This is a genomic window from Arthrobacter sp. AOP29-A2-19 (genome assembly GCF_058138025.1).
The window spans coordinates 3,629,751-3,653,841 of the sequence record NZ_CM176894.1 but is presented as its reverse complement, the minus strand read 5'-3'; the positions used below and the strand labels follow the sequence as shown (position 1 = coordinate 3,653,841).

The 24,091-nt window shown below is 71.0% G+C and carries 23 protein-coding genes; 7 read left to right on the top strand and 16 right to left on the bottom strand.

Annotation, left to right across the window (positions count from 1 at the left end; translation table 11 throughout):
* The first annotated feature begins 54 nt into the window (after positions 1-54).
* Entirely contained in the window at positions 55-1,344 is a 1,290-nt protein-coding gene (locus AC3ZJJ_RS16900) for an aminotransferase-like domain-containing protein (RefSeq protein ID WP_489892981.1), read from the top strand.
* 118 nt (positions 1,345-1,462) lie between these two features.
* Here AC3ZJJ_RS16900 and AC3ZJJ_RS16895 read toward each other — a convergent pair whose 3' ends face one another.
* The 3 genes from AC3ZJJ_RS16895 to AC3ZJJ_RS16885 form a co-directional block, all read right to left on the bottom strand.
* Complete coding sequence (locus AC3ZJJ_RS16895; protein ID WP_489892980.1) at positions 1,463-3,130, bottom strand: ribonuclease J; 1,668 nt, start codon at positions 3,128-3,130, stop codon at positions 1,463-1,465.
* A 257-nt stretch (positions 3,131-3,387) separates the two neighbouring features.
* Entirely contained in the window at positions 3,388-4,101 is a 714-nt protein-coding gene (locus AC3ZJJ_RS16890; RefSeq protein ID WP_489892979.1) for an NUDIX hydrolase, read from the bottom strand.
* Entirely contained in the window at positions 4,098-4,520 is a 423-nt protein-coding gene (locus AC3ZJJ_RS16885; protein ID WP_489892978.1) for a winged helix-turn-helix transcriptional regulator, read from the bottom strand. Before AC3ZJJ_RS16885 ends, AC3ZJJ_RS16890 begins: the two co-directional genes overlap by 4 nt.
* A gap of 99 nt (positions 4,521-4,619) precedes the next feature.
* Between AC3ZJJ_RS16885 and AC3ZJJ_RS16880 the strand changes: the two genes are divergently transcribed.
* Both AC3ZJJ_RS16880 and AC3ZJJ_RS16875 read left to right on the top strand, forming a co-directional pair.
* Entirely contained in the window at positions 4,620-5,222 is a 603-nt protein-coding gene (locus AC3ZJJ_RS16880) for an NAD(P)-dependent oxidoreductase (protein ID WP_489892977.1), read from the top strand.
* Positions 5,223-5,298: 76 nt separating this feature from the next.
* Entirely contained in the window at positions 5,299-5,913 is a 615-nt protein-coding gene (locus AC3ZJJ_RS16875; RefSeq protein ID WP_489892976.1) for a flavin reductase family protein, read from the top strand.
* A gap of 12 nt (positions 5,914-5,925) precedes the next feature.
* Here the strand turns inward: AC3ZJJ_RS16875 and idi are convergent, their stop codons facing one another.
* From idi to hisC, 11 genes are all read right to left on the bottom strand, one after another.
* On the bottom strand, positions 5,926-6,501 hold the full coding sequence (gene idi, locus AC3ZJJ_RS16870; RefSeq protein WP_489892975.1) for an isopentenyl-diphosphate Delta-isomerase: 576 nt from the start codon (positions 6,499-6,501) through the stop codon (positions 5,926-5,928).
* Between the two features lie 105 nt (positions 6,502-6,606).
* Positions 6,607-7,203 carry a flavin reductase family protein gene (locus AC3ZJJ_RS16865; protein ID WP_489892974.1) on the bottom strand — a complete coding sequence of 199 codons (597 nt, stop codon included), beginning with the start codon at positions 7,201-7,203 and terminating at the stop codon, positions 6,607-6,609.
* Positions 7,204-7,283: 80 nt separating this feature from the next.
* Positions 7,284-8,135 (bottom strand): catechol 1,2-dioxygenase, encoded by an 852-nt coding sequence (gene catA / locus AC3ZJJ_RS16860; protein WP_489892973.1) that lies wholly within the window; start codon positions 8,133-8,135, stop codon positions 7,284-7,286.
* Positions 8,136-8,310: 175 nt separating this feature from the next.
* Entirely contained in the window at positions 8,311-8,589 is a 279-nt protein-coding gene (catC, locus tag AC3ZJJ_RS16855; protein WP_489892972.1) for a muconolactone Delta-isomerase, read from the bottom strand.
* Positions 8,590-8,633: 44 nt separating this feature from the next.
* Positions 8,634-9,734, bottom strand: coding sequence for an enolase C-terminal domain-like protein (locus AC3ZJJ_RS16850; RefSeq protein WP_489892971.1), 1,101 nt, complete (start codon positions 9,732-9,734; stop codon positions 8,634-8,636).
* A complete protein-coding gene (locus tag AC3ZJJ_RS16845; RefSeq protein WP_489892970.1) occupies positions 9,731-10,624 on the bottom strand; it encodes a LysR family transcriptional regulator in 894 nt (297 codons plus the stop codon). The genes AC3ZJJ_RS16850 and AC3ZJJ_RS16845 overlap by 4 nt, the downstream gene beginning before the upstream one ends.
* A 141-nt stretch (positions 10,625-10,765) precedes the next feature.
* Positions 10,766-11,563, bottom strand: coding sequence for a Gmad2 immunoglobulin-like domain-containing protein (locus AC3ZJJ_RS16840; RefSeq protein ID WP_489892969.1), 798 nt, complete (start codon positions 11,561-11,563; stop codon positions 10,766-10,768).
* Positions 11,564-11,639: 76 nt separating this feature from the next.
* Positions 11,640-13,085: a dihydrolipoamide acetyltransferase family protein gene (locus tag AC3ZJJ_RS16835; RefSeq protein ID WP_489892968.1), complete on the bottom strand. Its 1,446-nt coding sequence runs from the start codon at positions 13,083-13,085 to the stop codon at positions 11,640-11,642.
* A gap of 43 nt (positions 13,086-13,128) precedes the next feature.
* Complete coding sequence (locus tag AC3ZJJ_RS16830; RefSeq protein ID WP_489892967.1) at positions 13,129-14,103, bottom strand: alpha-ketoacid dehydrogenase subunit beta; 975 nt, start codon at positions 14,101-14,103, stop codon at positions 13,129-13,131.
* Entirely contained in the window at positions 14,100-15,269 is a 1,170-nt protein-coding gene (locus AC3ZJJ_RS16825) for a thiamine pyrophosphate-dependent dehydrogenase E1 component subunit alpha (RefSeq protein WP_489892966.1), read from the bottom strand. The genes AC3ZJJ_RS16830 and AC3ZJJ_RS16825 overlap by 4 nt, the downstream gene beginning before the upstream one ends.
* A gap of 122 nt (positions 15,270-15,391) precedes the next feature.
* Positions 15,392-16,513, bottom strand: a complete 1,122-nt coding sequence (gene hisC, locus AC3ZJJ_RS16820) for a histidinol-phosphate transaminase (RefSeq protein ID WP_489892965.1) — start codon at positions 16,511-16,513, stop codon at positions 15,392-15,394.
* Between the two features lie 150 nt (positions 16,514-16,663).
* On the opposite strand from hisC, the gene AC3ZJJ_RS16815 reads away from it, so the two are divergent.
* The 4 genes from AC3ZJJ_RS16815 to AC3ZJJ_RS16800 are packed head-to-tail and all read left to right on the top strand — an operon-like array spanning position 16,664 to position 22,352.
* Complete coding sequence (locus AC3ZJJ_RS16815; RefSeq protein WP_489892964.1) at positions 16,664-18,073, top strand: MFS transporter; 1,410 nt, start codon at positions 16,664-16,666, stop codon at positions 18,071-18,073.
* Between the two features lies 1 nt (position 18,074).
* Positions 18,075-20,312 (top strand): molybdopterin oxidoreductase family protein, encoded by a 2,238-nt coding sequence (locus AC3ZJJ_RS16810; RefSeq protein ID WP_489892963.1) that lies wholly within the window; start codon positions 18,075-18,077, stop codon positions 20,310-20,312.
* The gene (locus AC3ZJJ_RS16805; RefSeq protein ID WP_489892962.1) at positions 20,309-21,916 is read left to right on the top strand and encodes an FAD-dependent oxidoreductase; all 1,608 of its coding nucleotides are present in this window, start codon (positions 20,309-20,311) and stop codon (positions 21,914-21,916) included. Before AC3ZJJ_RS16810 ends, AC3ZJJ_RS16805 begins: the two co-directional genes overlap by 4 nt.
* A 31-nt stretch (positions 21,917-21,947) precedes the next feature.
* Entirely contained in the window at positions 21,948-22,352 is a 405-nt protein-coding gene (locus AC3ZJJ_RS16800; protein WP_489892961.1) for a phage holin family protein, read from the top strand.
* Here AC3ZJJ_RS16800 and AC3ZJJ_RS16795 read toward each other — a convergent pair.
* Together AC3ZJJ_RS16795 and AC3ZJJ_RS16790 are read right to left on the bottom strand one after the other, a co-directional pair.
* Positions 22,321-23,778, bottom strand: a complete 1,458-nt coding sequence (locus AC3ZJJ_RS16795; RefSeq protein WP_489892960.1) for a hypothetical protein — start codon at positions 23,776-23,778, stop codon at positions 22,321-22,323. The two genes, AC3ZJJ_RS16800 and AC3ZJJ_RS16795, sit on opposite strands and share 32 nt — an antisense overlap.
* Positions 23,775-24,086 carry a hypothetical protein gene (locus AC3ZJJ_RS16790; protein ID WP_489892959.1) on the bottom strand — a complete coding sequence of 104 codons (312 nt, stop codon included), beginning with the start codon at positions 24,084-24,086 and terminating at the stop codon, positions 23,775-23,777. The genes AC3ZJJ_RS16795 and AC3ZJJ_RS16790 overlap by 4 nt, the downstream gene beginning before the upstream one ends.
* Positions 24,087-24,091 lie beyond the last annotated feature (5 nt).

Below are 24,091 nucleotides of genomic sequence, written 5' to 3'. Positions count from 1 at the left end.
TCCCGGAAGAACAACCGTTGCCTATTCGGCAACACGGGTTGCTAGGATGTGTCGGTGACCACACCCAAAACGCCACTTGCCGCCAGCGACCCGGTCCAGACCGAGGCAGACGTCGCGCTGGCCCGCGCCGAGGCTTCCCACCGCCACGAATCCCTGTTCTCGCAGCGCGCCGCCAACATCAAGCAGTCGGCCGTCCGCGACGTCTTCGAGATCTCGCTGCGGCCCGGACTGGTCTCGCTCGCCGGGGGAAATCCGTTCCTGCAGTCGCTGCCGCTGGAGAAGATCGCCGGCATGGCCTACCGCCTCATCACCGAGGAGGGCCTGTCCGCGCTCCAGTACGGCGGCGGCCAGGGGACGCCCGAGCTGCGCGCCCAGATCTGCGAGGTGATGGCCGATGAGGGCATCACCGACGCCAGACCGGAGAACGTCGTTGTCACCACCGGATCGCAGTCCGCGCAGGACGTCGCGTGCAAGGTGTTCTGCAACCCCGGCGACGTCGTCCTGTGCGAGGACCCGACTTACGTCGGCGCGCTGAACACGTTCGAGTCCCACGAGATCACGGTGGTTCCCGTCCGCATGGACGAGCACGGCCTGGTCCCCGAGGAGCTGGAGGCGCGCATCGTCGAGGTCCGCGACGCGGGCGGGTCCATCAAGTTCCTCTACACGATCCCCAACTTCAACAACCCGTCCGGCATCACGCTCGCCGAGGACCGCAGGCAGCGCATCGTGGACATCTGCCGCGCGGCGAACATCCTGGTGGTGGAGGACAATCCGTACGGGCTCCTGAAGTTCGACGGCGAACCCCACACCACGCTGCGCGCGGGCAACCCGGAGGACGTCCTCTACATGGGCTCGTTCTCCAAGATCCTGGCCCCGGGGCTGCGGATCGGCTGGGCCCTGGTCCCCGAGCACCTGCTGCGCCGCTTCTACCTGGCCAGCGAGGCGGTCACGCTCTGCCCGCCGACCCTGAACCAGGCGCTGATCAGCGCCTACCTCGACGGCCACGACTGGCGCGGCCAGATCCGCACCTACCGGTCCCTGTACGCGGAGCGCTGCGGCGCCATGCTGGACGCGCTGGAGGAGTTTATGCCGGCCGGCGTCGAATGGACCCGGCCCGAGGGCGGGTTCTTCGTCTGGGTCACCCTGCCCGAGGGGATCGACACGTACCCGTTGCTGCAGAAGGCCATCGACGCCGGGGTTGTGTTCATCCCGGGCGCGGCCTTCACCCCCGGAAACGAGGACAGCAACAAGCTGCGCCTGGCCTTCAGTGCCGTCGCGTCGGACAAGATCCACGAGGGGGTCAGGCGGCTGGCGCCCGTGTTGGCAGAGGCGATCACCCAGTAGCGGCCGCGGTGCGGGCCTCTCCTGGGGGCGCCCGCACCGGGCCCCTTGGACACGGAAATGCCCCTCCACCCGCGCGGTGGAGGGGCATTCCCATGCGGCGACCGCCGGTCGGGAGTTGCTAGGCGTCGACCGCGATGGCGGTGATGACCGGGCTGCGGCGGTAGGTGCGCTTCATCCAGACGGACACGGCGTCGCCGATCACCTGCTCCGGATCGCGGTTCTTCGCGCCGTTGAGGGCCTTCTCGATGACCGCGATGGCCGGCTTGAAGTCGGCCGGCTCGTGCACAAAGCCGCGCGGGAAGAACTCGGGGTCCTCGACCAGCTTGTTGGTGCGCGGGTCGATGATCGCGAGGATGGTGATGGTGCCGTCCTCGGCGAGCTGGATGCGCTCCTGCAGGGAGGCCTCCGTGGCCTTGCCGACCACGCCGTCCTCGACGTAGACGTAGCCAGCGGGGATCCGGCCGCTGATTCGGGCCTTGCCGTTGTGCAGGTCCACGGTGACGCCGTCCTCGGCGATGATGACTTGGTCCGCGGGGACGCCCGTGCGGACCGCGAGTTCGCCGTTGGAACGCAGGTGGCGGTGCTCGCCGTGCACGGGCATCACGTTCTTGGGCTTGATGATGTTGTAGCAGTAGACCAACTCGCCGGCGGACGCGTGGCCGGAGACGTGCACCTTGGCGTTGCCCTTGTGGACCACCCGCGCGCCCAGCTGGGTGAGCTGGTTGATGAGGCCGTAGATGGCGGTCTCGTTGCCGGGGATCAGCGAGCTGGCCAGCAGCACGGTGTCGCCGTCGTTGATGTTGATGACGTGGTCGCGGTTGGCCATGCGGGCCAGGGCGGCCATCGGCTCGCCCTGCGAACCGGTGCAGATGAAGACGGTCTTGTTGTCCGGCATCTTCTCGAGCGCCTTGAAGTCCACCAGCAGGCCGCGCGGCACGTTGAGGTAGCCCAGCTCGCGGGCGGTGGTCATGTTGCGGACCATGGAACGGCCTACGAAGGCGACCTTGCGGCCGTGCTCGTGCGCGGAGTCCAGGATCTGCTGGATGCGGTGGATGTGGCTCGCGAAGCTGGAGACGATGATGCGCTTCGGGGACTTGCGGAAGACCTCGTCGATGGCCGGCAGCAGGTCCTTCTCCGACGTCGTGAAGCCGGGGACGTCCGCGTTGGTCGAGTCCGTGAGGAACAGGTCGACGCCCTCGGCGCCGAGGCGCGCGAAGCCGGCGAGGTCCGTGATGCGGTTGTCCAGCGGGAACTGGTCCATCTTGAAGTCGCCCGTGTGCAGCGCCATGCCGGCGCCGGTGCGGATGGCCACGGCCAGGCCGTCGGGGATGGAGTGGTTGACGGCCACGAACTCGAGGTCGAACGGCCCCATAACGGTGCGGTCGCCCTCCTTGACCTCGACGGTCTTCGGGTTGATGCGGTGCTCCTTGAGCTTGGCCTTGATGAAGGCCAGCGTCAGCTTGGAGCCGATCAGCGGGATGTCGCGGCGTTCGCGCAGCAGGTACGGCACGCCGCCGATGTGGTCCTCGTGGCCGTGCGTGAGGACGATGCCGACGACGTCGTTGATGCGGTCGCGGATGGCAGTGAAGTCCGGGAGGATAACGTCGACGCCGGGGTGGACCTCCTCGGGGAAGAGGACGCCGCAGTCGACGATCAGCAGCTTGCCGCCGAACTCGAAGACGGTCATGTTGCGGCCGATCTCGCCGAGGCCGCCGAGCGCCACGACGCGCATGGCGCCGTGGGCCAGCTTGGGAGGGGTGGACAGTTCTGCGAGTGCCTTCGACATGTGTTCGCTTTCCTCAGGGTGTCTGGGATTTCGTTGTTTGCGGCGGCAGGCTGTCCTGCGACGTTGGTCCGCGGTGCTTCAAAATTGGGGTGGATCAAAAAATGTGGGGACGCATCATGTGCGGCCGGCCGGTCCGGCGCGGTACGCGGCGCCGCCGGCGGGGTTCATCGGCGGTGCGCCTGCGCGGAGCGAGACGGGCTGCGGGCAATAAGGCATCACCCCGACTCTACCGCCCGGCGGTCGAGTTCCCCAGCCGGTCACCGGCTCCTGCTGTAGATCCACGGCAGCGACGTGATGTCCAGGCGGTGGCGCGGGGTCCCCGCGCCCCCCCGGGCGGCGGGCGAGGGATCCTGGCCGGGGCCGCCCCGCCCGGCGGCGCCGTACTCGGCGTCGCCCTCCCAGAGGACGCTCTGCCCGCCGCCGGGCAGCGACAGCATGCGGCTGCTGAACGTCTCGGGGGCCGCGGCCGCGGCCGACGCGACGGCCTCCCGCACGGATGCGGCTTCGGTCAGGCCGTGCAGCGTCACCCATGTGGGAGTAACCAAGGACACCTCGCCTCGACCGTGGCGCTCGAGCATGTCCGCGGGGCGCAGCCAGAGGTGGTCCAGGTGCTCGTCGGCGTTGAGCACAATCTCCTGGTCCGGCGCCGGGGCCAGGAAGAACCAGGTGCGCAGGCGTTTGGGCGCGCTGGCCGGCGGCAGCCAGACGGAGAGGTGCGCCAGCGAGCCCGGATCGACCGCGAGTCCGGTCTCCTCGAGGGTCTCACGGGAGGCGGCGCGCCTGGCCGCGGCGTCGAGCCCGTCGTCGCCGCGGTCCCCCGGGTCCACGTAACCCCCGGGGAAGACCCACGCGCCGGCGAAGGATCCGCGGTGCCGCAGCCTCTCGAGGAGGAGGACCTCCGGCCCCCCGTCCGCGTCGCGCAGCAGGACGACGGTCGCCGCGTCGCCGTGGAGCCCGCTGCTGTCGCTCATGTGGTGGTCGGCTCCCCGCCGCCGTCTATGGCCACGCCCGCGCGCGGGGCGTCCGCGAGAGCGTCGTACCGGTCCCTGGCGTCGAGTATCCCGGCCGCGTTCCGCTCCGCCCAGGTGCGGACGGCGTCGAGCGGGCCGAGCAGGGTCCGCCCGGTGTCCGTCAGCGCGTACTCGACGCGCGGCGGCACCTCCGCGTAGACGGTCCGCCGGACCAGCCCGTCCCGCTCCAGCGAGCGGAGGGTCTGCGTGAGCACCTTGGGCGTCACTCCCCCGATCGCCGCGCGCAGCACCGAAAAGCGGCGGGCACCGTCCTTCAATCCCTGGAAAACCAGGGGCGTCCACTTGTCGCCGATCCGCTGCAGCACCACGCGCGAGGGGCAGTCCTGCTCCATCACATCGAATCGCTGGACGGTATCCATGGGGTTACTTTATGACGTTGGGGTAGCCAGTATCAAGTTGATACCATGGCGGCGAACGCACCGCCGGCCGGCGGTGCCGACGCCAACGAAGGGATTCCCATGAAGATCGCAGTCTACGGAGCCACGGGCATGGTCGGGCGCGAGATCGCGGCCGAGGCCGTGGCGCGCGGCCACGAGGTGACCGCGGTGTCCCGCGGCGGCGCGGACGTTCCGGGCGCCTCCGCACGCGCCGCCGAGTTGGGCGACCTCGCCACCTACAAGCAGCTCGCCGGGGCGCACGACGCGGTGGTCTTCTCCGTCGCACCCCCGCGCAATGGAGACTCGCACGCCGCGTTCGTGGACGCCCACGAGGCCATCTCAGAGACCCTGGTCCCGGCCCGCGTGTTTGTGGTCGGCGGCGCCGGCGCCACCGAAGTCGACGGCGTCCAGCTGAAGGACCTGCCCGGGTTCCCCGACGCCTACCGGCCCGAGGCCGTCTCGATGGCCGAGGTGCTCGAGGCGTACAACTCGGCGTCCGGCCTGAACTGGACCATGCTGGCGCCCGCCCCGCGGATCGCGCCGGGCGAGCGCACCGGCACCTACAGGCTGGGGGTGGACTCGCCGGCCGGCGACGCGGTGTCCACCCAAGACTTCGCCGTCGCGGTGTTGGACGAGCTCGAGGCACCCAAGCACGAGAACCGGCGCTTTACGGTCGCCAACTAGGCACGGGGCGCGGCGCCGGGCCGTGGATGCGGGCCGGCGGCTGCCCGGCCGCGGCCCGGTGTGCTTTGCTGGGGTCATGCGCATTGACTACGACGCCGGATCGCTCCCGTCGCGGGAGGTCTACTCCCTGCTGACCGCCCTGGTCATCCCGCGGCCGATCGCCTGGGTCTCCACGATCGACGGCGACGGGGTCGCGAACCTGGCGCCGCATTCGTTCTTCACGGTGGCCTCGACGGATCCCGGGATCGTCCAGTTCACCTCCGTGACCCGCAAGGACACCCTGCGCAACATCGAGGCGAACGGCGAGTTCGTGGTTAACATGGCGCCGCGCGCGCTGCTGAAGCAGGTGAACGCGTCCTCCACGGGTTTTCCGCACGGGACCAGCGAGTTCACCCAGGCGGCCGTCCGCCCCGAGCCGAGCCTGACGGTGGCGCCTCCCCGGGTCGCCGACTCCCCCGCCGCGATCGAGTGCGCGCTGCACCAGGTCATCCCCGTGGGGAGCTCGTTTCTGGTGCTCGGGCTGGTGAGGCACATCGCCGTCGACGACTCCGTGGTGAACGACGCCGGCCGGCCGGATCCGCGGGCGCTGGATCCGCTGGCCCGCCTGGGCGGCAACGGATACTCCACGCTGGGCGAGATCCTTCATGTGGACCGGATCAGGCTCTCCGACTGGAACACCGGCGGGCGCTGACCCGGGGCGCGCCTAGGACGCGGGCGCCGCATACCGGACGCCGCGCGCGCGGAGCCGCTCCAGCTGCCACACCATCCACGGGCTGAACGCCCAGGGGGTCGCGGCAACCGCGGACTCGAGGTCCTCCGGGTTGACCCACTGGTACTCGGCGACCTCGCTCGGCACGGGGCTGGGATCGGCCACGGCGCGGGCGAAGTACACGGGGCAGAACTCGTTCTCGACGATGCCCGAGGCGTCCACCGCGCGGTAGCTGAAATCGGGCAGCACCAGTCCCAGCGACTCCACCTGCAGGCCCAGCTCGTAGGTCGCGCGGCGGCGCACGGCGGCGGCCATTTCCTCTCCCGGGCCGGGGTGGCCACACACGGAGTTGGTCCAGACGCCCGGCCAGGCCTTCTTGTCCAGGGCGCGGCGCGTCACCAGCACACGGCCGTCCGCGGCGAAGACGTGGCAGGAAAACGCCAGGTGCAGCGGGGTGTCGTCGGTATGGACGGTGGCCTTGGGCGCGGTGCCGATGGGGTTGTTGGACCCGTCCAACAGGACCACGCTCTCGGGCACCGCGGCACGCGTCCCGTCCGATTGCTGCAACATCAACCCACCTCGCCTTGGCCTTTCCGGAACCCTATCCGATCGGCATCGACGAGGCACATCCGCCCGGGTTCCGCCCCGCGTGCCGGGGCACGGTGGCCGCCGCCGCTAGAACGGCGCGAAGGATCCGACCCCGGCGAACCAGCCGCCGCCGACGCCGTCCCACAGCACCGCGTTCGCCGGCTCCGCGGCCCCCGTGGCGCCACCCCCGGCCCGCACCGGATCCCCGGGTCGCCTCAGGCCGCTCCCCTGGGCCATCAGCGGTTCGGCGGCGCCGACCGCGACCGCCACGATCTCGCCGACGACGATCACGTGGTCGCCGCCGTCGTACATGTTCCAGGACCGGCACTCGAGGGTCGCGGCGTTTCCCGTGAGCACCGGGACCCCGCCGTGCGGGGCCCAGGCGGGCGCGGACGCGGACGGCCGGCCCGCGAAGTGCAGCGCCGCGTCCGCCTGGTGCATGCCAAGCACGTTGACCGCGAACGGCGAGGACTGCAGCACCCGGGTGGCCTTGGACGTGCGCCGGAGCGTGACCTGCACGAGTGGCGGGTCCACGGAAAGTGCCGCGAACGCGGTGACGGTCGCGCCGTACGGCTCGCGGTGTTCGTCGAAGGTGGTGACCACCGCGACGCCGGTGCCCAGGCGGCCGAACGCGTCGCGCAGGACGGCGGGCCGCACCGCCCTCAGGACCTCTTGCCGGGTCATCGGTGGCTCCTTTGGTATCGGTCGTCAAAAGGGGACGGCGGCCGGGCCGCCTGGCGCGGCGGCCGGACCGCCGCTCCCGGCTAGGCCTCGGGGTCGAGCACGAAGTCGTACGTGGTCTGGACGCCCTTGCCGCTCTCGGCGGGCCGGATGTCCAGGAGCAGCTCCGGCTTCACGGCGGTCGCAATGTCGTCGTCGTTGTGCGCGTCGCCCGGGAAGTACAGCTGGGCGGTGAGCAGCTCGTGCCCCGGCGCCGAGACCTTCAGGTGCAGGTGGGCCGGACGCCAGGCGTGCCAGCCCGCGGCCGCGATCATCTGGCCGCAGGCGCCGTCGGTCGGGATCTGGTAGGGCGCGGGCTGCATCGTCCGGATCTGGAAGTTGCCCTGCCCGTCGGCGATGAAGCTGCCGCGCAGGTTCCATTCCGGGATGTTCGGCGCGAACTGCGAGTAGAAGCCGTCCTCGTCGGCGTGCCACAGCTCGATTTTGGCGTTCGGCAGCGGGCTGCCGTCCGTGCTGCGCACCTGGCCCTGGAAGAGCAGCGGGGTGCCCTTCTCGTCCGCGCGCATGTCGATCGTCGCCGGGGAGTTGTGCTCCGGGGAGTTCGGGGCGTAGTAGGGGCCCTCGATGGAACCCTTGTTGCCCTTGCGGTGGCTGGTGGCGACGTCCTCGACGGAGTGCTCTAGCCACACGTCGAGGAACAGCGGCCACTCGCCGTCCTCGCCGACCTTGATCAGCCAGGCCTTCAGGGCGTTGAACTCGTCGTAGGTGACGCGTTCCTCGAGCACGATGTCGTTGGCGGCCTTGATCAGCTTGCCCGCCAACAGGTTCACCCGCTCGGTGGAGGCCTGGATGGTCGCGGTCTTGCCGGACTGGCGGAAGCGGTCGGTGGCCGCGTTTCCGCTGGCGGCTGCGCTGGCTTCGGTTTCGGTGCTCATGGCGACGTCCTTGTCTGTGTGTGCGTGGGTTGGATGCTCGGGTGTTTGCTGCCGGGCCGGGCCGGCGTGATGTGGGTCTCGCGCGTCTTGCTTCAATGTAGGCGGGCGTTTCCGGGAGGGGAAATACCCTTTTCGGCCGGATTGATATGCGTGCAAGATCAATCCGGCCGCGCGCCTAGCGGATCGAGTTGGGGTGCTTCGCCAGCGGAGTCACCTTGATCTTCATGTAGGGGTACATGGGGAAGGCGCTGAGGATCGCGTGGAGCTCGTCGTTGGACTCGACGTCGAACAGCGAATAGTTCGCGTACTCGCCGACGACCCTCCAGATGCCGGCGAACCGGCCGTCCTTCTGGAGTCCCTGCGAGTACTCCTTCTCGAGTCCCTGCAGGCGGGAGATCTCCTCCGCGCCCAGGTGCGGGGGGAACTGGATGTCCATGCGGGCCAGAAACAGCATGTGGCTCTCCTTCGTGTGGTCGGTGTGGCGGGGTGGGGGTGCGGTCAGTTCATGCGGTAGCGGGCGAGCTTGTCCTCGTCCACCTCGGCGCCCACCCCGGGGAGGTCGCGGACACCGATGGTTCCGTCCACGATCCGGATGGGGTCGGCGAGGAGGTCGTCCGCCATGTCCAGGAAGTTGGACAGTTCGCCGGCCCGGCGCGACGTGGCCTCGTGGGCCGCGCCGAACGTGACGGTGGCGAGCGATCCGATCTGCGTGTCGATCTGGTTGCCCATGGTGACGTCGACGCCGAGGCCGGTGCACAGGCCCAGGATTTCCTGGGCCTCGGTGAAGCCGCTGCGCGCGGTCTTGATGCAGATCGAGTTGCAGCCCCCGGAGAGCAGCTCCCGGGAGACGTCGCCGGCCGTGGGCACGGATTCGTCGCCGACGATGGGGATCGGCGATTTGGAGACGAGGCGCTGACGGCTCATGGCCTCCTTCGCGTCGCACGGCTCCTCCAGCCGGGTGATGCCCAGCCCCTCGGTGCGCCGCAGGACCTCCAAGGCCTCGTTCGCGGTCCAGCCGCGGTTGGCGTCAAGATACAGTTCGACGTCGTCGCCCAGGCCCGCGCGGAGGACGTGGCAGGCCTCGATGTCCAGGGCGAGCGGGCGGCGTCCCACCTTGAGCTTGAACGTGGTGATCCCGTACTCCTCGCCGAAGCGAAGCGCCTCCTCCAGCAGCTCCTGGGCCGGACGGAACCCCAGCATGTGGCTGACGCGGAGGCGATCCGTGTAGCCGCCGAGGAGCCTGTGGACGGGCGTGCCCAGCGACTTGCCGATAAGGTCCCAGAGGGCGATGTCCACGGTCCCCTTGGCCACCTGGTTGTGTATGGTGCGGTCCAGGACCGCGCGCACCTTGCCGCGGTCGAGGACCTCCAGCCCAACGAGTTGCGGCGCGAAGACCTTTTCGACGATCGAGACGATCGAGTTCTGCGTCTCCCCGTAGGTGTAGGGGCGCGGCGGGGCGTCGGCCGTGCCCACCAGTCCATCGTCGGTGTGGATCCGTATCAGGACGTGCTCCGCGGTCTCCACCTCGCCGCTGGCGAACTTGAGGGGGTGGGTGTACGGGATGGCGTAGGGGATCGCCTCGATCCGCTCGATTTTCACGCTGTTGTTCCTTCCGGGGAGGCGGGTGGGTCGAAGAGGGCCAGGAAATTCCGGACCAGGGGGCTGTTGTTGCCGCTCTTCCAGGCGACGGCCAGGTCGACGACGGGGGCGTCGCGGAGGGGGCGGAAAACGATTCCCTGCAGGGCGAACATCCGGCGCGTGGTGGGCACCAGTGCGACGCCGGTTCCCGCCGCGACGAAGGACAGCAGGGTGGACGTCTCGCGGGCCTCCTGTGCAACGTCGGGGCGGAAGCCAGCCTTGCGGCACGCCTCCATAAAGATGCTGTTCACGGCCGAGGTCTGCGGATAGCAAATGAACGCCTCCGCCGAGAGCTCCGCCAGGTCCAGCGTTCCCCGCGAGGCCAACGGATGGTCCTCGGGCAGCGCGACCACCAGCGAGTCCTGTTCGAGGAACTTCAGTTCGATTCCCTCCGTCCGCACCGGCGGCCGCAGGACCGCGACGTCGATGCGCCCTTCCTCGAGCGCCTCCTCCATCTGCGGGGTCAGCATCTCGCCCTGGACCTTGAGCCGCAGGCCGGGCATCCCGCGACGGGCCGACTCCACGATGCGCGGCATCAGCCGGTAGGTCGCCGAGCCGGAGAAGCCGACGCGGATAACGCCGCTGGCGCCCTCGCCGACGAGCCGCACGTCCTGGCCCAGCTGATCGAGCTCCGCCAGCAGTACGCGTGCGCGGGCCAGGAGCAGTTCCCCGGCCGGCGTCAGGTCGACCTTGCGGGTAGTGCGCGCCAGCAGTTTGGTTCCCAGCTGCTCCTCGAGTTGCTTGATCTGCTGGGAGAGCGGCGGCTGGGCCATGTGGAGGCGGAGCGCGGCGCGGCCGAAGTGGCGCTCCTCTGCCACGGCCACGAAATAGCGCAGCTGTCGCGTCTCCATTGGCGCTCCTCGGTTCGGCGGGGCGTGTGCCCCACGCAACACCATAGGGCCGAAGCATTAGTTCCCGGAAATACCTCTTTAGCCTTGTTTGATACGCAAAACATATAACTGGCCGTCCACGTCGTACTACCGGCGCACAGGCTACAGGCCGATCGGCAAGGCGGCAACGACCCAGACGCTTCCGTCCTTGGCACTCGGGATCGTCAAGAGCAGGGCGCCGCGCGGGGCGGCGGATTCCTCGAACTCGATGTCGCCCGAGAAGGGCCCGAGGTCCGGTCCCCCGCTGCCCGTGACGTGGCCCCGCCCCAGTGGCTCCGTGGAGTCCCACCCGAACACGTAGACCAGAACGTTCCCCTCGAACGCCCGCGCCCGGCCCTCGACCGTAACGGGGGACTCGATGGTTTCGGCGGCCCGGGGGCTGGCGACGTCGATCTCGGAGGTCGTGGCGCCGATCGTGTACCAGTTTCCGTCGCTCATCTGGCGGACCAGCACGGTGGTCGCGGGACCGTCCTTGGCGGCACGGACCTCGACCTCGCCCGACCGGCTGTCCCCCTGGAAAAACGCGCCGATGATCGGGCCGGTGAATCCAGCCAGATCCTCCGCGAATCCCGTGGCGGCGGCCAGCGGTTCGGCATACTCCACGCCGCCGCGCGGATCGGGCCAGACGACGTTCGCGGCCTCCGCGCTCGGGAGTCCGTCCCTGCCCGGCGTTCCGCTTCCCGAGGGCGCCGGCGTCGCGGAGCCGGTGGCGGTCGGCGTGGCGGTTGGCGCCGTGGGCGCGGCCGTCTGGGTTGGGGCCGGCGACGGCGCGCCGGTGGTCCCCCCCGGGGCGTTCAGCAGCACGATGATCCACACGACGGCGGCGAGCAGGAGCGCTGCGAGCACCATAAGCGCGATGCATTGTCCGGTTCCCGAGGCGGAACCCTGGGCGCGTTCCATGCGCGCAACGTACCACCGGGAGGTTTGCGCCACTAGGCCGGGCGGGCTCGGTGACCGAACCGCAACCCGGCCGCCCCTAGTCGAGCAGGAGAGCGGGCTCCTCCATGATCGCCGCGACGTCCGCCATAAAGCGCGCGGACAGGTCGCCGTCCACCACGCGGTGGTCGAAGCTGCCGCCGAGCGTGGTGATCCAGCGCGGGATCACTTCACCGGACACCACCCAGGGCTTGAGCTTGATGGTGCCGAACGCGACGATCGCCACCTCGCCGGGGTTGATGATGGGTGTGCCGATGTCGATGCCGAGCGCGCCGATGTTGGTGATGGTCAGCGTCCCGTCGCGCATCGACTCGGGGCGGGTCCGGCCCTCGCGAGCCGTGGTGGCCAGCTCGTTGAGGGCGATCGCCAGTTCGCGCAGCCCCAGGTCCTGCGCGTCCTTGATGTTCGGGACCAGCAGGCCGCGGGGCGTCGCGGCGGCGATGCCGAGGTTCATGAAGTGCTTCACGCGGATCTCGGCGCCATGGTCGGTGTCCACCCAGCTGGCGTTGACGCTGGGGTTGCGGGCCGCCGCCCAGACCACGGCCTTCGCCAGGATCAACAGCGGGGACACCTTGATCCCCTCGAAGTCTCGGCTCTTCTTCAGCCGCTGGACAAACTCCATGGTCCGCGACGCGTCGACGTCCACGAAGATGCTGACGTGGGGCGCCGAGAACGCGGACTCCACCATGGCCTTGGCCGTGGCCTTGCGCACCCCCTTGACCGGGACGCGCTCGATCCGGCTGTCCAGCGGCGCCTCCTTGGCGGCCCAGAACGTCGGGGCCGCGGCCTGCTCGGCCTCGCGCTGGGCCTGGTAGGACATCAGGTCCTCGCGGGTGACCTCGCCGCGGCCGCCGGTGCCGCGGACCTTGGACAGGTCCACGCCGAGCTGCTTGGCGATCTTGCGGACGGGGGGCTTCGCCAGGACCCGCCCCAGGAATTCCGCGGCCATTGGGCCGGCGGAGGCGGCGGCGGACGCGGCGCTCCACGACCGGGGCGCGCCGGCCGCGGCGGCGGGTGGTGCCGCGGGTGTCGGGACCGCTGGCGCGGCCGGCGGCGCCTCGGCCGCGCCGGCGCCCGCGCGCAGGCGGGGACGGCGTCGCACCGGGTCGGCCTTGGGACCCGAGCCGACCAGCGGTCCGGGCGCCGCCTTGTCGTCGCCGGCGGCGACGGGCTCGTCCGGTTCGGCGACCTCGATGGGAAGGTCCGGCACCTCGGCGGCGCCGTCCCCACCGCCGGGCGCCCCCGCCGCGACCGTCTCGTCGACGGAGAACAGCGGCGCGCCGACGGCGAGCGTCTCGCCCTCCGCGGCGTGGAGTTCCGTCACGGTGCCGGCATAGGGGCTGGGGAGCTCCACCAGCGACTTGGCGGTTTCGATCTCCACGAAAATCTGGTTGACGACGACGGTGTCCCCGGGCTTCACCTTCCAGGAGACGACGTCGGCCTCGGTCAGGCCTTCGCCGACGTCGGGGAGTGTGAAGGTGCTCATGGTGTCTCCTGTGTGGCGGGCGTGGTGGAGGGGTGCGCGGCGGCTAGTAGCTGAACGAACGGTCCAGCGCGTCGAGCAGCTTGTCGATGTCCGGGAGGTACTGCTCCTCGACCTTGGACACCGGGTAGGGCATGTGGAAGCCGCCGACGCGGATCGCCGGGGCCTCCATGGACAGGAAGGCGCGCTCGGAGACGCGGGCCGCCACCTCGCCGCCGACGCCGCCGAAGGTCGGCGCCTCGTGGGTGACGATGAGCCGGCCGGTCTTCTCCACCGAGGCGACCACGGTGTCGAAGTCGATGGGACTGATCGAGCGCAGGTCGATCACCTCCACCTCGCGGCCGTCCTCCGTGGCGGCCTCCGCCGCGGCGAGGGCCACGGGCACCAGCGGGCCGTAGGTGACGATCGTGGCGTCGGTGCCCTCGCGGACAACCTGCGCGCTGAAGGCGTCCGGCGCAGGGTTCTCCGTGTCGACGTCGCCCTTGAGCCAGTAGCGGCGCTTGGGTTCGAAGAAGATGACGGGATCCTCGCACGCGGCCGCCTGCTGGATCATCCAGTAGGCGTCGTTGGCGTTGGAGGGGCTCACGATGCGCAGGCCCGCCGTGTGGGCGAACAGCGCCTCGGGCGATTCCGAATGGTGCTCGATCGAGCCGATGCCGCCGCCGTAGGGGATGCGGATGACCACCGGGGCGCCGAACCGGCCTTCGGCCCGGGCCCGCATCTTGGCCAGCTGCGTGGTGATTTGGTTGAAGGCGGGGAACACAAAGCCGTCGAACTGGATCTCTGCGATCGGCGTGTACCCCCGCAGTGCCAGGCCGATGCTGGTGCCGACGATGCCGGACTCCGCCAGCGGGGAGTCGACGACGCGGTCCTCGCCGAACTCGGCCAGCAGCCCCTCGGTCACGCGGTAGACGCCGCCGAGGCGGCCGATGTCCTCGCCGATCAGGAGCGACTTGGGGTTTTCGTCGAGCACGCGGCGGAGCCCGGCGGTGATCGCCTTCGCGATGGTCATGGAGGTCATCGGGAGGACTCCTTAGTGGAAGCGGCCCCGTCGGCGAAGCCCGCCTCGTAGTCGAGGTGCCAGCGCAGCTCCTCCTGGATCAGCGGGTGCGCCTCGGCGTAGACGTTGCGGAAGGACTGCTCGAGGCCGGGCACCTCGAACGCCAGGGCCTCGCGGCGCACGCGGGCTGCCATGGCCGCCCCGTCCGCGGCGACCTGCTCGAAGAACGCGTCGTCCGCGTACCCCTCGGCACGCAAGTGGCGCCCCAGGCGGGTCAGCGGGTCCTTGGCGATCCACGGCGCCTCGTCCGCGCTGAGCCGGTACTTGGTGGGATCGTCCGCCGTCGTGTGCGCGCTCATGCGGTAGGTGAAGGCCTCGATGAGGACGGGGCCCTCGCCGCGGCGGGCCCGCTCCAGGGCCCAGCGCGTGACGGCCAGCACGGCGAGGACGTCGTTGCCGTCCACACGCACGCCGGGGAATCCGTAGCCGTGCGCGCGTTCGGCAAGCGGCACCTTGGACTGGACGCTGAACGGGACGGAGATGGCCCACTGGTTGTTCTGGCAGAAGAACACCACAGGGGACTTGTAGCTGGCCGCGAAGACCATGGACTCGTGGACGTCGCCCTCGGACGAGGCTCCGTCTCCGAAGTAGGCCACGACCGCGGTGCCGTCCCGCTCCAGTCGGTCGCGGTCCCAGCCGGCCTGGTCGCGCTGCACACCCATGGCGTATCCGGTGGCGTGGGGCATCTGGGCCGCCAGCACCATCGTGTACATGTGGAAGTTGTTCTCCCGGGGGTCCCAGCCGCCGTTGGAGATGCCGCGGAAGATCCGCAGCATTTGGGGAAAGTCCACGTCCCGCGTCAGCGCGACCCCGTGCTCGCGGTAGGTCGGGAAGATGTAGTCGTTGGGACGGGTGGCGCGGCCGGAACCAATCTGCGCCGCCTCCTGTCCGCGGAGCGGAACCCAGAGGGCCAGCTGCCCCTGCCGCTGCAGCGCCGTGGCCTCCTCGTCGAAGCGGCGCGTCAGCGCCATGTCCCGGTAGAAGCCGCGCAGGACGTCGGCGTCCACGTCGGCGACGTATGGCGAGTAGTCGGCGTCGAACCCCAGCGACCCGTCGGGGCCCAGCAGCTGGACCATTCCGGGCTCGCCGACGCCCGTCTCGGTGACTTCCTGCCCTGTGGACGTCATACGCCGCTGCCCTTCGTTTGAAAATATGCCCGGCGGGGAATACATTCCCCGCCGGGCATATGACGGAAACATTTCACACCAGCCTACTGGCCCGGCGGAAGCCTCCCCCGTTCTGTTACCGACTAGGAAACCACGGGGCGCTTTGGATAGATGCTACAAACCTCGAGGAATCGGGTGTTGGCCTCCGGCTCGCCGATGGTGACCCTCACGCCCTCGTTGGCGAAGGCGCGCACCGACAGCGCGTGCTCCGCGGCCACCCGTGCAAAATCCGCGGTGTCCGCGCCGAGATTCAGCCAGACGAAGTTGCCTTGTGCGTCCGGAACATCCCACCGAAGGTCCCGCAGCCCCTGGACCACGCGCGCGCGTTCGTCGACCAGGCTTTGTACCCTTTCAACAACCTCGCCGTAGTTTTCCAGCGACGCGACCGCAGCCTTCTCCGCGAGCGAGGACACGGCGAACGGCGTGGCCAGCACGCGGAGGTACTGGGTGATCGCCGGGCGGGAGACCGAGTAGCCCACGCGCAGGTTCGCGAGGCCGTGGGCCTTGGAGAAGGTCCGCAGGACCACCACGTTCGGATGCCGGCGGTACATCTCGATGCCGTCCACCGCCTCGCCGTGGCGGACGAACTCGATGTACGCCTCGTCGATGACCACCAGGACGTTGCGGGGCACCTTGGCGAGGAAGTCCTCGACCTCGGCGGTGGTCAGCACCGGTCCGGTGGGATTGTTCGGGGTGCAGAGGAGCACCACGGACGTGCGGTCGTTGACGGCGGCGGCCATGGCGTCGAGGTCGTGGCGGCCGTCGGCCAGCAGCGGCACCTTGACGGAGCTCGCGCCGGTCGCGCCGACGCAGATCGGGTACGCCTCGAAGGAGCGCCAGGCGTAGACGACCTCGTCGGGGACGCCGTCGTCGTTCTGGCCCGCGAACGTCTGGAGGATCTGTGTGAGGGCTCCGAGGCTGCCCGCCCCGGTCACCACGTCCTCGGCCGGGACGTTCAGGAAGGTTGCCAGGGCCTCGCGCAGCTTCGTTGCCACGGGATCCGGGTAGCGGTTGTAGTCGACGCCCTCCCTGATGGCGGCCAATACGGCCGGCACGGGTGGCAGCGGGTTCTCGTTGGAGGACAGCTTGTAGGCCGTCATCCCGCCAACGGCTACCGGCGGCTTGCCGGCGGCGTACTTCGGCAGCGACTCGAGCACGGGACGGGGCTGCACCTCGTTGGGCGCGACGGAGTTCTCTGTGGTCATGCCCCAAGCCTAACGCCGGGGCATCTTTCTCACGCCCGGGGCGGAGGGCGGTGAGAAACCATTTCGCTAATCGCAACGTGGGCCGGGATTCCCTGAAACGCGAAGTTGGGAGGCTGGGGCCAACGAATTCAGATCAAAGTGGAGGTTCCGATGGGTCCCGCTGAGCAGCTCACCACCCGCACCCGGGCACAGACACCGGCACTGGCCATGCGCCCGGGTCGGTGGATCGACAACTGGAACGCCGAGGATCCGCACTTCTGGGAGGGCATCGGCCGCGAGACGGCGCGGGTGAACCTGAAGTGGTCGATCTTCTGCGAGTTCCTCGGTTTTGTGGTGTGGCAGCTGTGGTCCATCGTGGCGATCTACCTGCCGGCGGCCGGCTTCGACCTGACCACCGGGCAGATCTTCTGGCTGATCTCCATGCCCAGCCTCGTGGGGGCCACCCTGCGGATCCCGTACACCTTTATGGTGGCCCGGTTCGGCGGCCGCAACTGGACTGTGGTCTCGGCGCTGCTGCTGCTCCTTCCGGCCGGCGGCCTGGCCTGGGCGGTGTCCGATCCGACCACGCCGTTCTGGATGATGCTGACGCTGGCCGGCATGGCGGGCTTCGGCGGCGGCAACTTCGCCAGCTCGATGGCCAACATCACCTACTTCTACCCGGCGAAGGAGAAGGGCTGGGCGCTGGGCCTGAACGCCGCCGGCGGAAACCTCGGCGCCGCCGTCGCGCAGCTGATCGTGCCGCTGGCGGTGACCGCCTTCGCCGCCGGCGCGCTGCACCTCCCGATGGCCGGACTGGTGTGGATCCCGCTGATCCTCGTCGCCGCCTGGGGCGCGCGCCGGTACATGCACAACCTCAGCCACGCCAAGGGCGACGTGGCGGGGTCGCTCGCCGCGCTCCGCGAGCCGCACCTGTGGGTGATCGCCGTGCTCTACATCGGGACCTTCGGCTCCTTCATCGGGTTCTCCGCCGTCTTCCCGAAGCTGATCAAGGACACCTTCCCCGAGTTCTCGACGTTCGCGGTGGCCGGAGCCTCGCTCTCCCTGGCGTTCCTCGGCCCGCTCGTAGGATCGCTGGCCCGGCCACTGGGCGGACGCCTGGCCGACCGCATTGGCGGGGCCAGGATCACCGTCGCGGCCTTCGCCGTGATGGCCGCGATAACCATCGCCGTCACGCTGACGCTGCCGCTGGGCAACTTCTGGCTCTTCCTCGGCCTGTTCATCCTGCTCTTCTCCGCCAGCGGAATCGGCAACGGCTCCACCTACCGGATGATCCCCACGGTCTTCGCGCTGCGCTCCGTCACCAAAGCGCCGCCCGCGGCCACCGCGGGAACCTCCGCCGTCTCGCCGGAGCGCCAGGCCTCCGCCGCGCTGGGCCTCATCTCGGCCATCGGCGCCTACGGCGGCTTTATGATCCCGCAGGCCCTGGGCGCCTCCGCCGGCGCCACGGGCGCGTACACCTCGGCGTTCGTCGGCTTCGTCTCCGCCTACCTGTTTATGCTCGCCCTCACCTGGTTCTGCTACCTGCGTCCCGGAACCGCGTTCGCCCGGCAGGGGGTCTAGCATGACCGCCGCGCGCGCCACCGCGACCCACTGCCCGTACTGCGCCCTGCAGTGCGCCATGACGGTGGGGCCCGCTACCGGTGGGGCCCCGTCGTCCGCGACGGGCGCCCCGGCGCGGGTGGAGGTCGAGATCCAGGGACGCGACTTCCCCACCAACGGGGGCGCGCTCTGCCGCAAGGGATGGTCGGCGGCCCAACTGCTGTCCTCCCCGGAGCGCATCGTCCGCCCGCTGCTGCGCGGGACCAACGGCGAGCTCCGCCCGGTGGGGTGGGCCGAGGCCCTCGACGCCGTCGCCGACCGGGCCCGCTCGATCCGCCGCGAACACGGCGCGAACGCGGTCGCCGTGTTCGGCAGCGGGGGCCTGACCAACGAGAAGGCCTACCAGCTCGGCAAGTTCGCCCGCCTGGCGCTCGGCACCGCGATGATCGACTACAACGGGCGGTTCTGCATGTCCTCCGCGGCGGCGGCCGGCAACCGTGCGTTCGGCATGGACCGCGGCCTGCCGTTCCCGCTGACCGACCTCGGAGGGGCCGGCACGATTCTCCTGCTGGGGTCCAACGTCGCCGAGACGATGCCCCCGTTCGTGCGCCACCTGCAGGGCGCGCGCGACGCCGGCGGCCTGATAGTGGCCGATCCGCGGCGCTCCGCCACCGCGCGGCTGACCGAGGACGGCGGAGGGCTGCACCTCCAGCCCACGCCGGGCACCGACCTCCAGCTGTTGCTCGGGCTCGCGCACGTGCTCCTGACAGAGGATCTGGCCGACGAGTCCTACGTAGCCCGGCGCACCACCGGACGCGACGCCATAGCGCGCTCCGTCGCCCCGTGGTGGCCCGAGCGCGTGCAGGCCGTGACCGGAGTCCCCGCCGCGCTGGTGAGGGAGACCGCCCACCGGCTGGCGGCGGCGGCCCGCGCCGCGCGCGATGGCGGCCCGCGCGTGTACGTGCTTACGGGGCGCGGAGTGGAGCAGCACGCGAACGGCACCGACACCACCACGGCAGCGATCAACCTTGCCCTCCTTCTCGGCCTGCCGGGCACAACGGCAGGCGGCTACGGGACCCTGACCGGCCAGGGGAACGGGCAGGGCGGGCGCGAGCACGGGCAGAAGTCGGACCAGCTTCCGGGCTACCGCAGGATCACCGACCCCGCCCACCGGGCGCACGTCGCCGCCGCGTGGGGCGTCGACGAGTCCCTGATCCCGGGACCGGGCGTGCCCGCCACCGAGCTGCTCCACAGCCTCGGCCTGCCCGGCGGACCGAAGATGCTGATGGTGCACGGCGCCAACGTCGCGGTGTCCGCGCCCGATGCCGGGCGGGTGATCGACGGGCTGCGGCGGCTGGACTTCCTGGTGGTGTCCGACTTCTTCCTCTCAGAGACGGCGGCCGAGGCCGACGTGGTGCTCCCGGTGCTGCAGTGGGCCGAGGAGGAGGGCACCATGACCAACCTGGAGGGACGCGTGCTGCGCCGCCGCCGCGCCTCCGAACCGCCCGTCGGGGCGCGCTCCGAGCTGTGGATCCTGTCCGAGCTGGCTCGGCGGCTGGACGCCCCCGGCCGCTTCCCCGCCGACCCCCGCGAGGTGTTCGCCGAACTGCGCGAGGCCTCGCGCGGCGGACTCGCCGACTACTCCGGCGTCAGCTACGAGGCGCTCGACGCCGGCGCCGCCATGTACTGGCCGTGCCCCGAGTCCCCCGCTCCGGCCAAGTCGCCCGATTCGGCCGGCCGCGGCCTCCGCGGCACCCCCCGGCTGTTCCTCGACGGATTCGCCCACCAGGACGGGCGGGCGCGCCTGGTGCCGGTGCGCGTCGGTCCCCCGGCGCAGGAGCTCAATGTCCCGGGTTCGCTTACGTTGCTCACCGGACGTCTGCTGGAGCACTACCAATCCGGCGCCCAGACCCGACGGGTGGGAGAGCTGCTCGCGGCACAGCCGGAGCCGCGCGCCGAGTTGAACCCCGCCACGGCCCGGCTCCTGGGCATCGCCGACGGGGACTTCGTATCCGTCCGCAACGAACGCGGCCAGGCAGTGGCCCGCGCTAGCCTGAGCCCGGACGTCCGGCCGGACTGCGTGTTCCTGCCGTTCCACTTCGGTGGCGCGGGGAGCGCCAACCTGCTCACGCCGGCCCTGACCGATCCGATCAGCTCGATGCCCGCGTTCAAGAACACGTCGGTGGTCGTGCGGCCCCTGGACCCCGATCCGGTCCTGCCCGCCGCCGGGCCGGCCCTGTCCGTGGCGGGTGCCCGATGAGCGCCGCACGCCCGGCGGTCGCCGCCGGACCGGGCGGGCCGGAGCGCATCGTCGTCGTCGGGTTCGGTCCGGTGGCGGCTCGCCTGGTGGAGGAGCTGCTCCCGCGCGTCGCCGCCGGCGACGTCGCGGTGACCGTGCTGGGAGCCGAGCGCCATGCCGCGTACAACCGCGTGCTGGTCGCCGACGTCGGCACCGGCCGCACCACGCCGGCGGCGGTGGCGCTGGCCGACGCGGCCGAGCTCGAGGAGGCCGGCGTCGCCGTCCGCCTCGGAACCTCGGCCGTGCGCATCGACCGCGCCCGACGGACCGTGGCGACCTCCGACGGCTCCAATGTTCCCTATGACCGGCTTGTGTTCGCCACGGGCGCGCGGCCCGCCATCCCCGTACTGCGCGGCCTGGACTTTTCGCCGCACGGCGAGCCCTCCCTCCCGGAGGGCGTCATCGCGCTGCGCGGGCTGGACGACGCCGCCCACCTCCTGCCGGTCGTGCGCTCGGGCGGACACGTGGTGGTCCTCGGCGGCGGCATCCTCGGCGTCGAGGCGGTGCTGGCGATCCGGGAGGCCGGGGCGTCGGCGACGCTGGTGCACCACGGCGACGTTCCGCTGGCCCGTTCCGTGGACCCCGACGGGGGCCGAGTCCTGGCGGCCGCCCTCGAGGGCGCCGGCGTCGGCGTCACGCCCCGGGCGAAGGCCGTCGCCGTGAAGCTGGAGTCGGGCCGCTTCGCGGGGCTGGAACTCGACGACGGGTCGGTGGTGCCCGGCGACGCGCTGGTCATTTCCGCCGGTGTCCGCCCGCGGACCGGGCTGGCCGAGGGCTGCGGCCTGGTGGTGGAGCACGGCATCCGCGTGGACCGCTTCCTGCGCGCCGACACCGAGGACCGGGTGTTCGCGATCGGCGATTGCGCCGCGGTGGACGGGCGCGCGCCCAGCGGGCTGGTGGGCCCGGGGTGGACCCAGGCCGCGTTCCTGGCCGGATACCTGGCCAAGAACCCGCTGCGCCCCTTCGGCGCCGGGGCCGGGGCCGCGCCGGCCACCGGCTCCCCCGCCGCGCGCACGGCGGCGTCCTTCCCCGGGACCGCGACGGGATCCGGCTCCGTGGCGCAGCCGGGTGTCCCCGCGGAACGTCCCGGTGTCATCGTGCTCAAGGCTCGGGGCGTCGATTTGGCGGCGGCGGGAGCGGTGGCCGTCGGCCCCTGGGACCGGGGGCCGGAACGCGTCAGCGTCTGGGTCGACCCCGCGCAGGGACGCTACTGCAAGATGGTCACGGTGGACGGTGCGCTCACCGGATTCGTCGCGGTGGGCATGCCGCGCACGGCAGCCGAGTTGGTGCTGCTGTACGAGCGCGGGAGCGAGCTGCCGGCCGACCGCAGCACCCTGTTCCGCCTCGACGACGCGGCCCTCCCGGCGGCGGCCGCCCCCGCGGGCGAGCACGACGTGCTGTGCAGGTGCAGCGGCGCGACGCACGGCGAGGTCGCTGCCGCGGTCGACGCGGGAAGCGCGACGGTCGGCGACGTCGGCAGGGCGTGCCGCGCCGGGACCGGGTGCGGCGGATGTCGGCAGCGGATCGAGGAGATTCTGGCGAAGTCGTCCGCGGTTCCGGCCTGACCTTGGCGCCGGCGTGTGTCAGGATGGGCCCATGCTGATCTTCGTCGTCCGCGTCCTTGTCAACGCACTCGCCCTGGCCGCGGCCGCGTGGCTGCTGCCCGGAATCACCGTGGGCTCGGAGGCGGCCTCCGAGGCCACCGGCAGCAACACGGTCGGTGTGGTGCTGGCGTACCTGTTCGTGGGGCTGATCTTCGGTTTGGTCAACGCCTTCGTTCGGCCCATCGTCGGCCTGCTGTCCCTGCCGATCACTTGCCTGACGCTGGGGCTGTTCGCGATCGTCATCAACGCGGGGATGCTCATGCTGACGTCGTGGATCTCCAGCTACACACCCGTGCAGTTCAATGTGGCCACCTTCTTCTGGGACGCCGTCCTCGGGTCGATCATCATCAGCATCGTGTCCGCCGTCATCGGCTGGGTGGTCCCGGGGCGCGACTAGACCGCGGGGCACCCTCCGCTCCCGCCCCGCGTCGTGGCGATCCGCCGCCCGTGCGCCTGAGCCGCAGGGTGTGGACGGTCGCGGTGGAGGCACCCGCGAACACGGCCCCGAGCGCCGCGTTCGCCTCCGCAACGGCGGGATCGCCGGAACGGACAACGTCCGCCGTCTGCCCCGAGTAGTTCCGCAGGTCGTGAGCCGCACCGAATCCGCCCTGCCGCCTGTCGATTCCGGCGGCGTAGCCGTCCAGGTACACCGTGACCTGGTTGCGTCCGTTGGCGTTCGTCGCCCCGTCCGTGCCCGGAACCGGATCGTCGACGTGCTCCAGCTGGAGCCCCCGCACGTCCGCCGGCAGGGTGGTGCCGCCGACCGGCGACCCCGCCGTCACCACGTATTCCACGTTGTACTCTCCGGCAAGTCTGTGGTCGACCGCCAGGTTCGCCGCGTGGATGCCGCCCTGGCTGTACCCAGTGAGCACCAGCGCGTCCCCGGGCCGCGCACCGACGCGCTCCAGGGCCTCCAACGCCGCCGCGGCAACGTGCTGGCTGCCCAGTCCCATGCCCTCCACCACGCCGCCCTCGTCCCATGGATTTGTTCTGTGGTCCTCGGTGTTCGCCGCATCCGTGCCGGCCGGCCCTCGCCCGTCGCCCGGCTGGGTACCGGGAAGCGTAAGGACGTGGACGGGTCCGTTGGCGGTCTGCACCGTGGTCACGAGCAGCGCGCCGGCGCCTGCGCTCCCCGCTTCCGCGGCCCCCTGCAGCGACATCAGTTCACCCATGCTTCCCGTGAAGGGCACGTCCGCCCGGGACGAGGCGCCGACGATCTCCAGCGGCCCAATGTCCACCCAGTCCAGGGAGCTCGCGACGCCGGCCAGGCGCGGGTACAGGCGCTCGGCGACCGAGGTCTCGAACGTCCCACCGTGGGCCTTGTCCCTCAGCCTGCCCAGCTGCGAGGCCACGGGGAACGAGGCCGGGAACAACAGCGGAAGGATGGTGCCGACCAGCGCCGGGGACTGGTTGACGAGGTCCTGCGTGGTCGCCGTCCGCGGGCGGTAGTTGTTGGTGTGGAGATCGTGCGCCAGTATCAGCGGCAGCATGGCGGCACGTGCGTCGTTGACCGCCCGCTGCACGCGGTGTTCGGCTTCCGCGTAGGCGGCCCGGCTGTGCTCGACCGCCTGGCCGACGGCGCCGACGTGCAGCTGCGCGCCCCGGGTAAGCAGCGAGGCGCGCCTCAGCCCCCATTCCGCCGAGGCGGCGACCACCGCATCCCCGGACAAGGCGAGCATGCCCAGCGAGAGCAGGGAGCCGTCGAGGCACCCGGCCGCCCCGCCCAGCTCCTCGGCGGAACGGCCCAGGAGCCCCCGTGCGCGCTCGAGTTCGCCCAGGTTGAAGTCGACGCTGGCAATGCCGCCGCTGCTGCGGTGGCTCAAGGCCCCCACCGCCTCTCGTTCCCCGGAAGCGGCCTCGATGTTTGCGCGGCGACGGCGTGCTCCAGGGCGGCCGCCAACGAGAGCTCGCGCACGGTGCGCAGCGCCGCGGCCCTGATCCTCGCCTGCGCGACGTCGTGCCGCGCCGAATCGACCGTCCCGGCGAGGATCCCCAGCTCGGCGGCCAGCAGACCGAGTTGCCGCTGGAAGGCCACGCCCGCCGGCGATACCCAGTGGAGGCCCCGCAGGGCATCAAGGCTTCGCCGGGCGGCGGCGACATACTCGTCGGCCTGCAGCGCACGCCGCTCCATGTCCT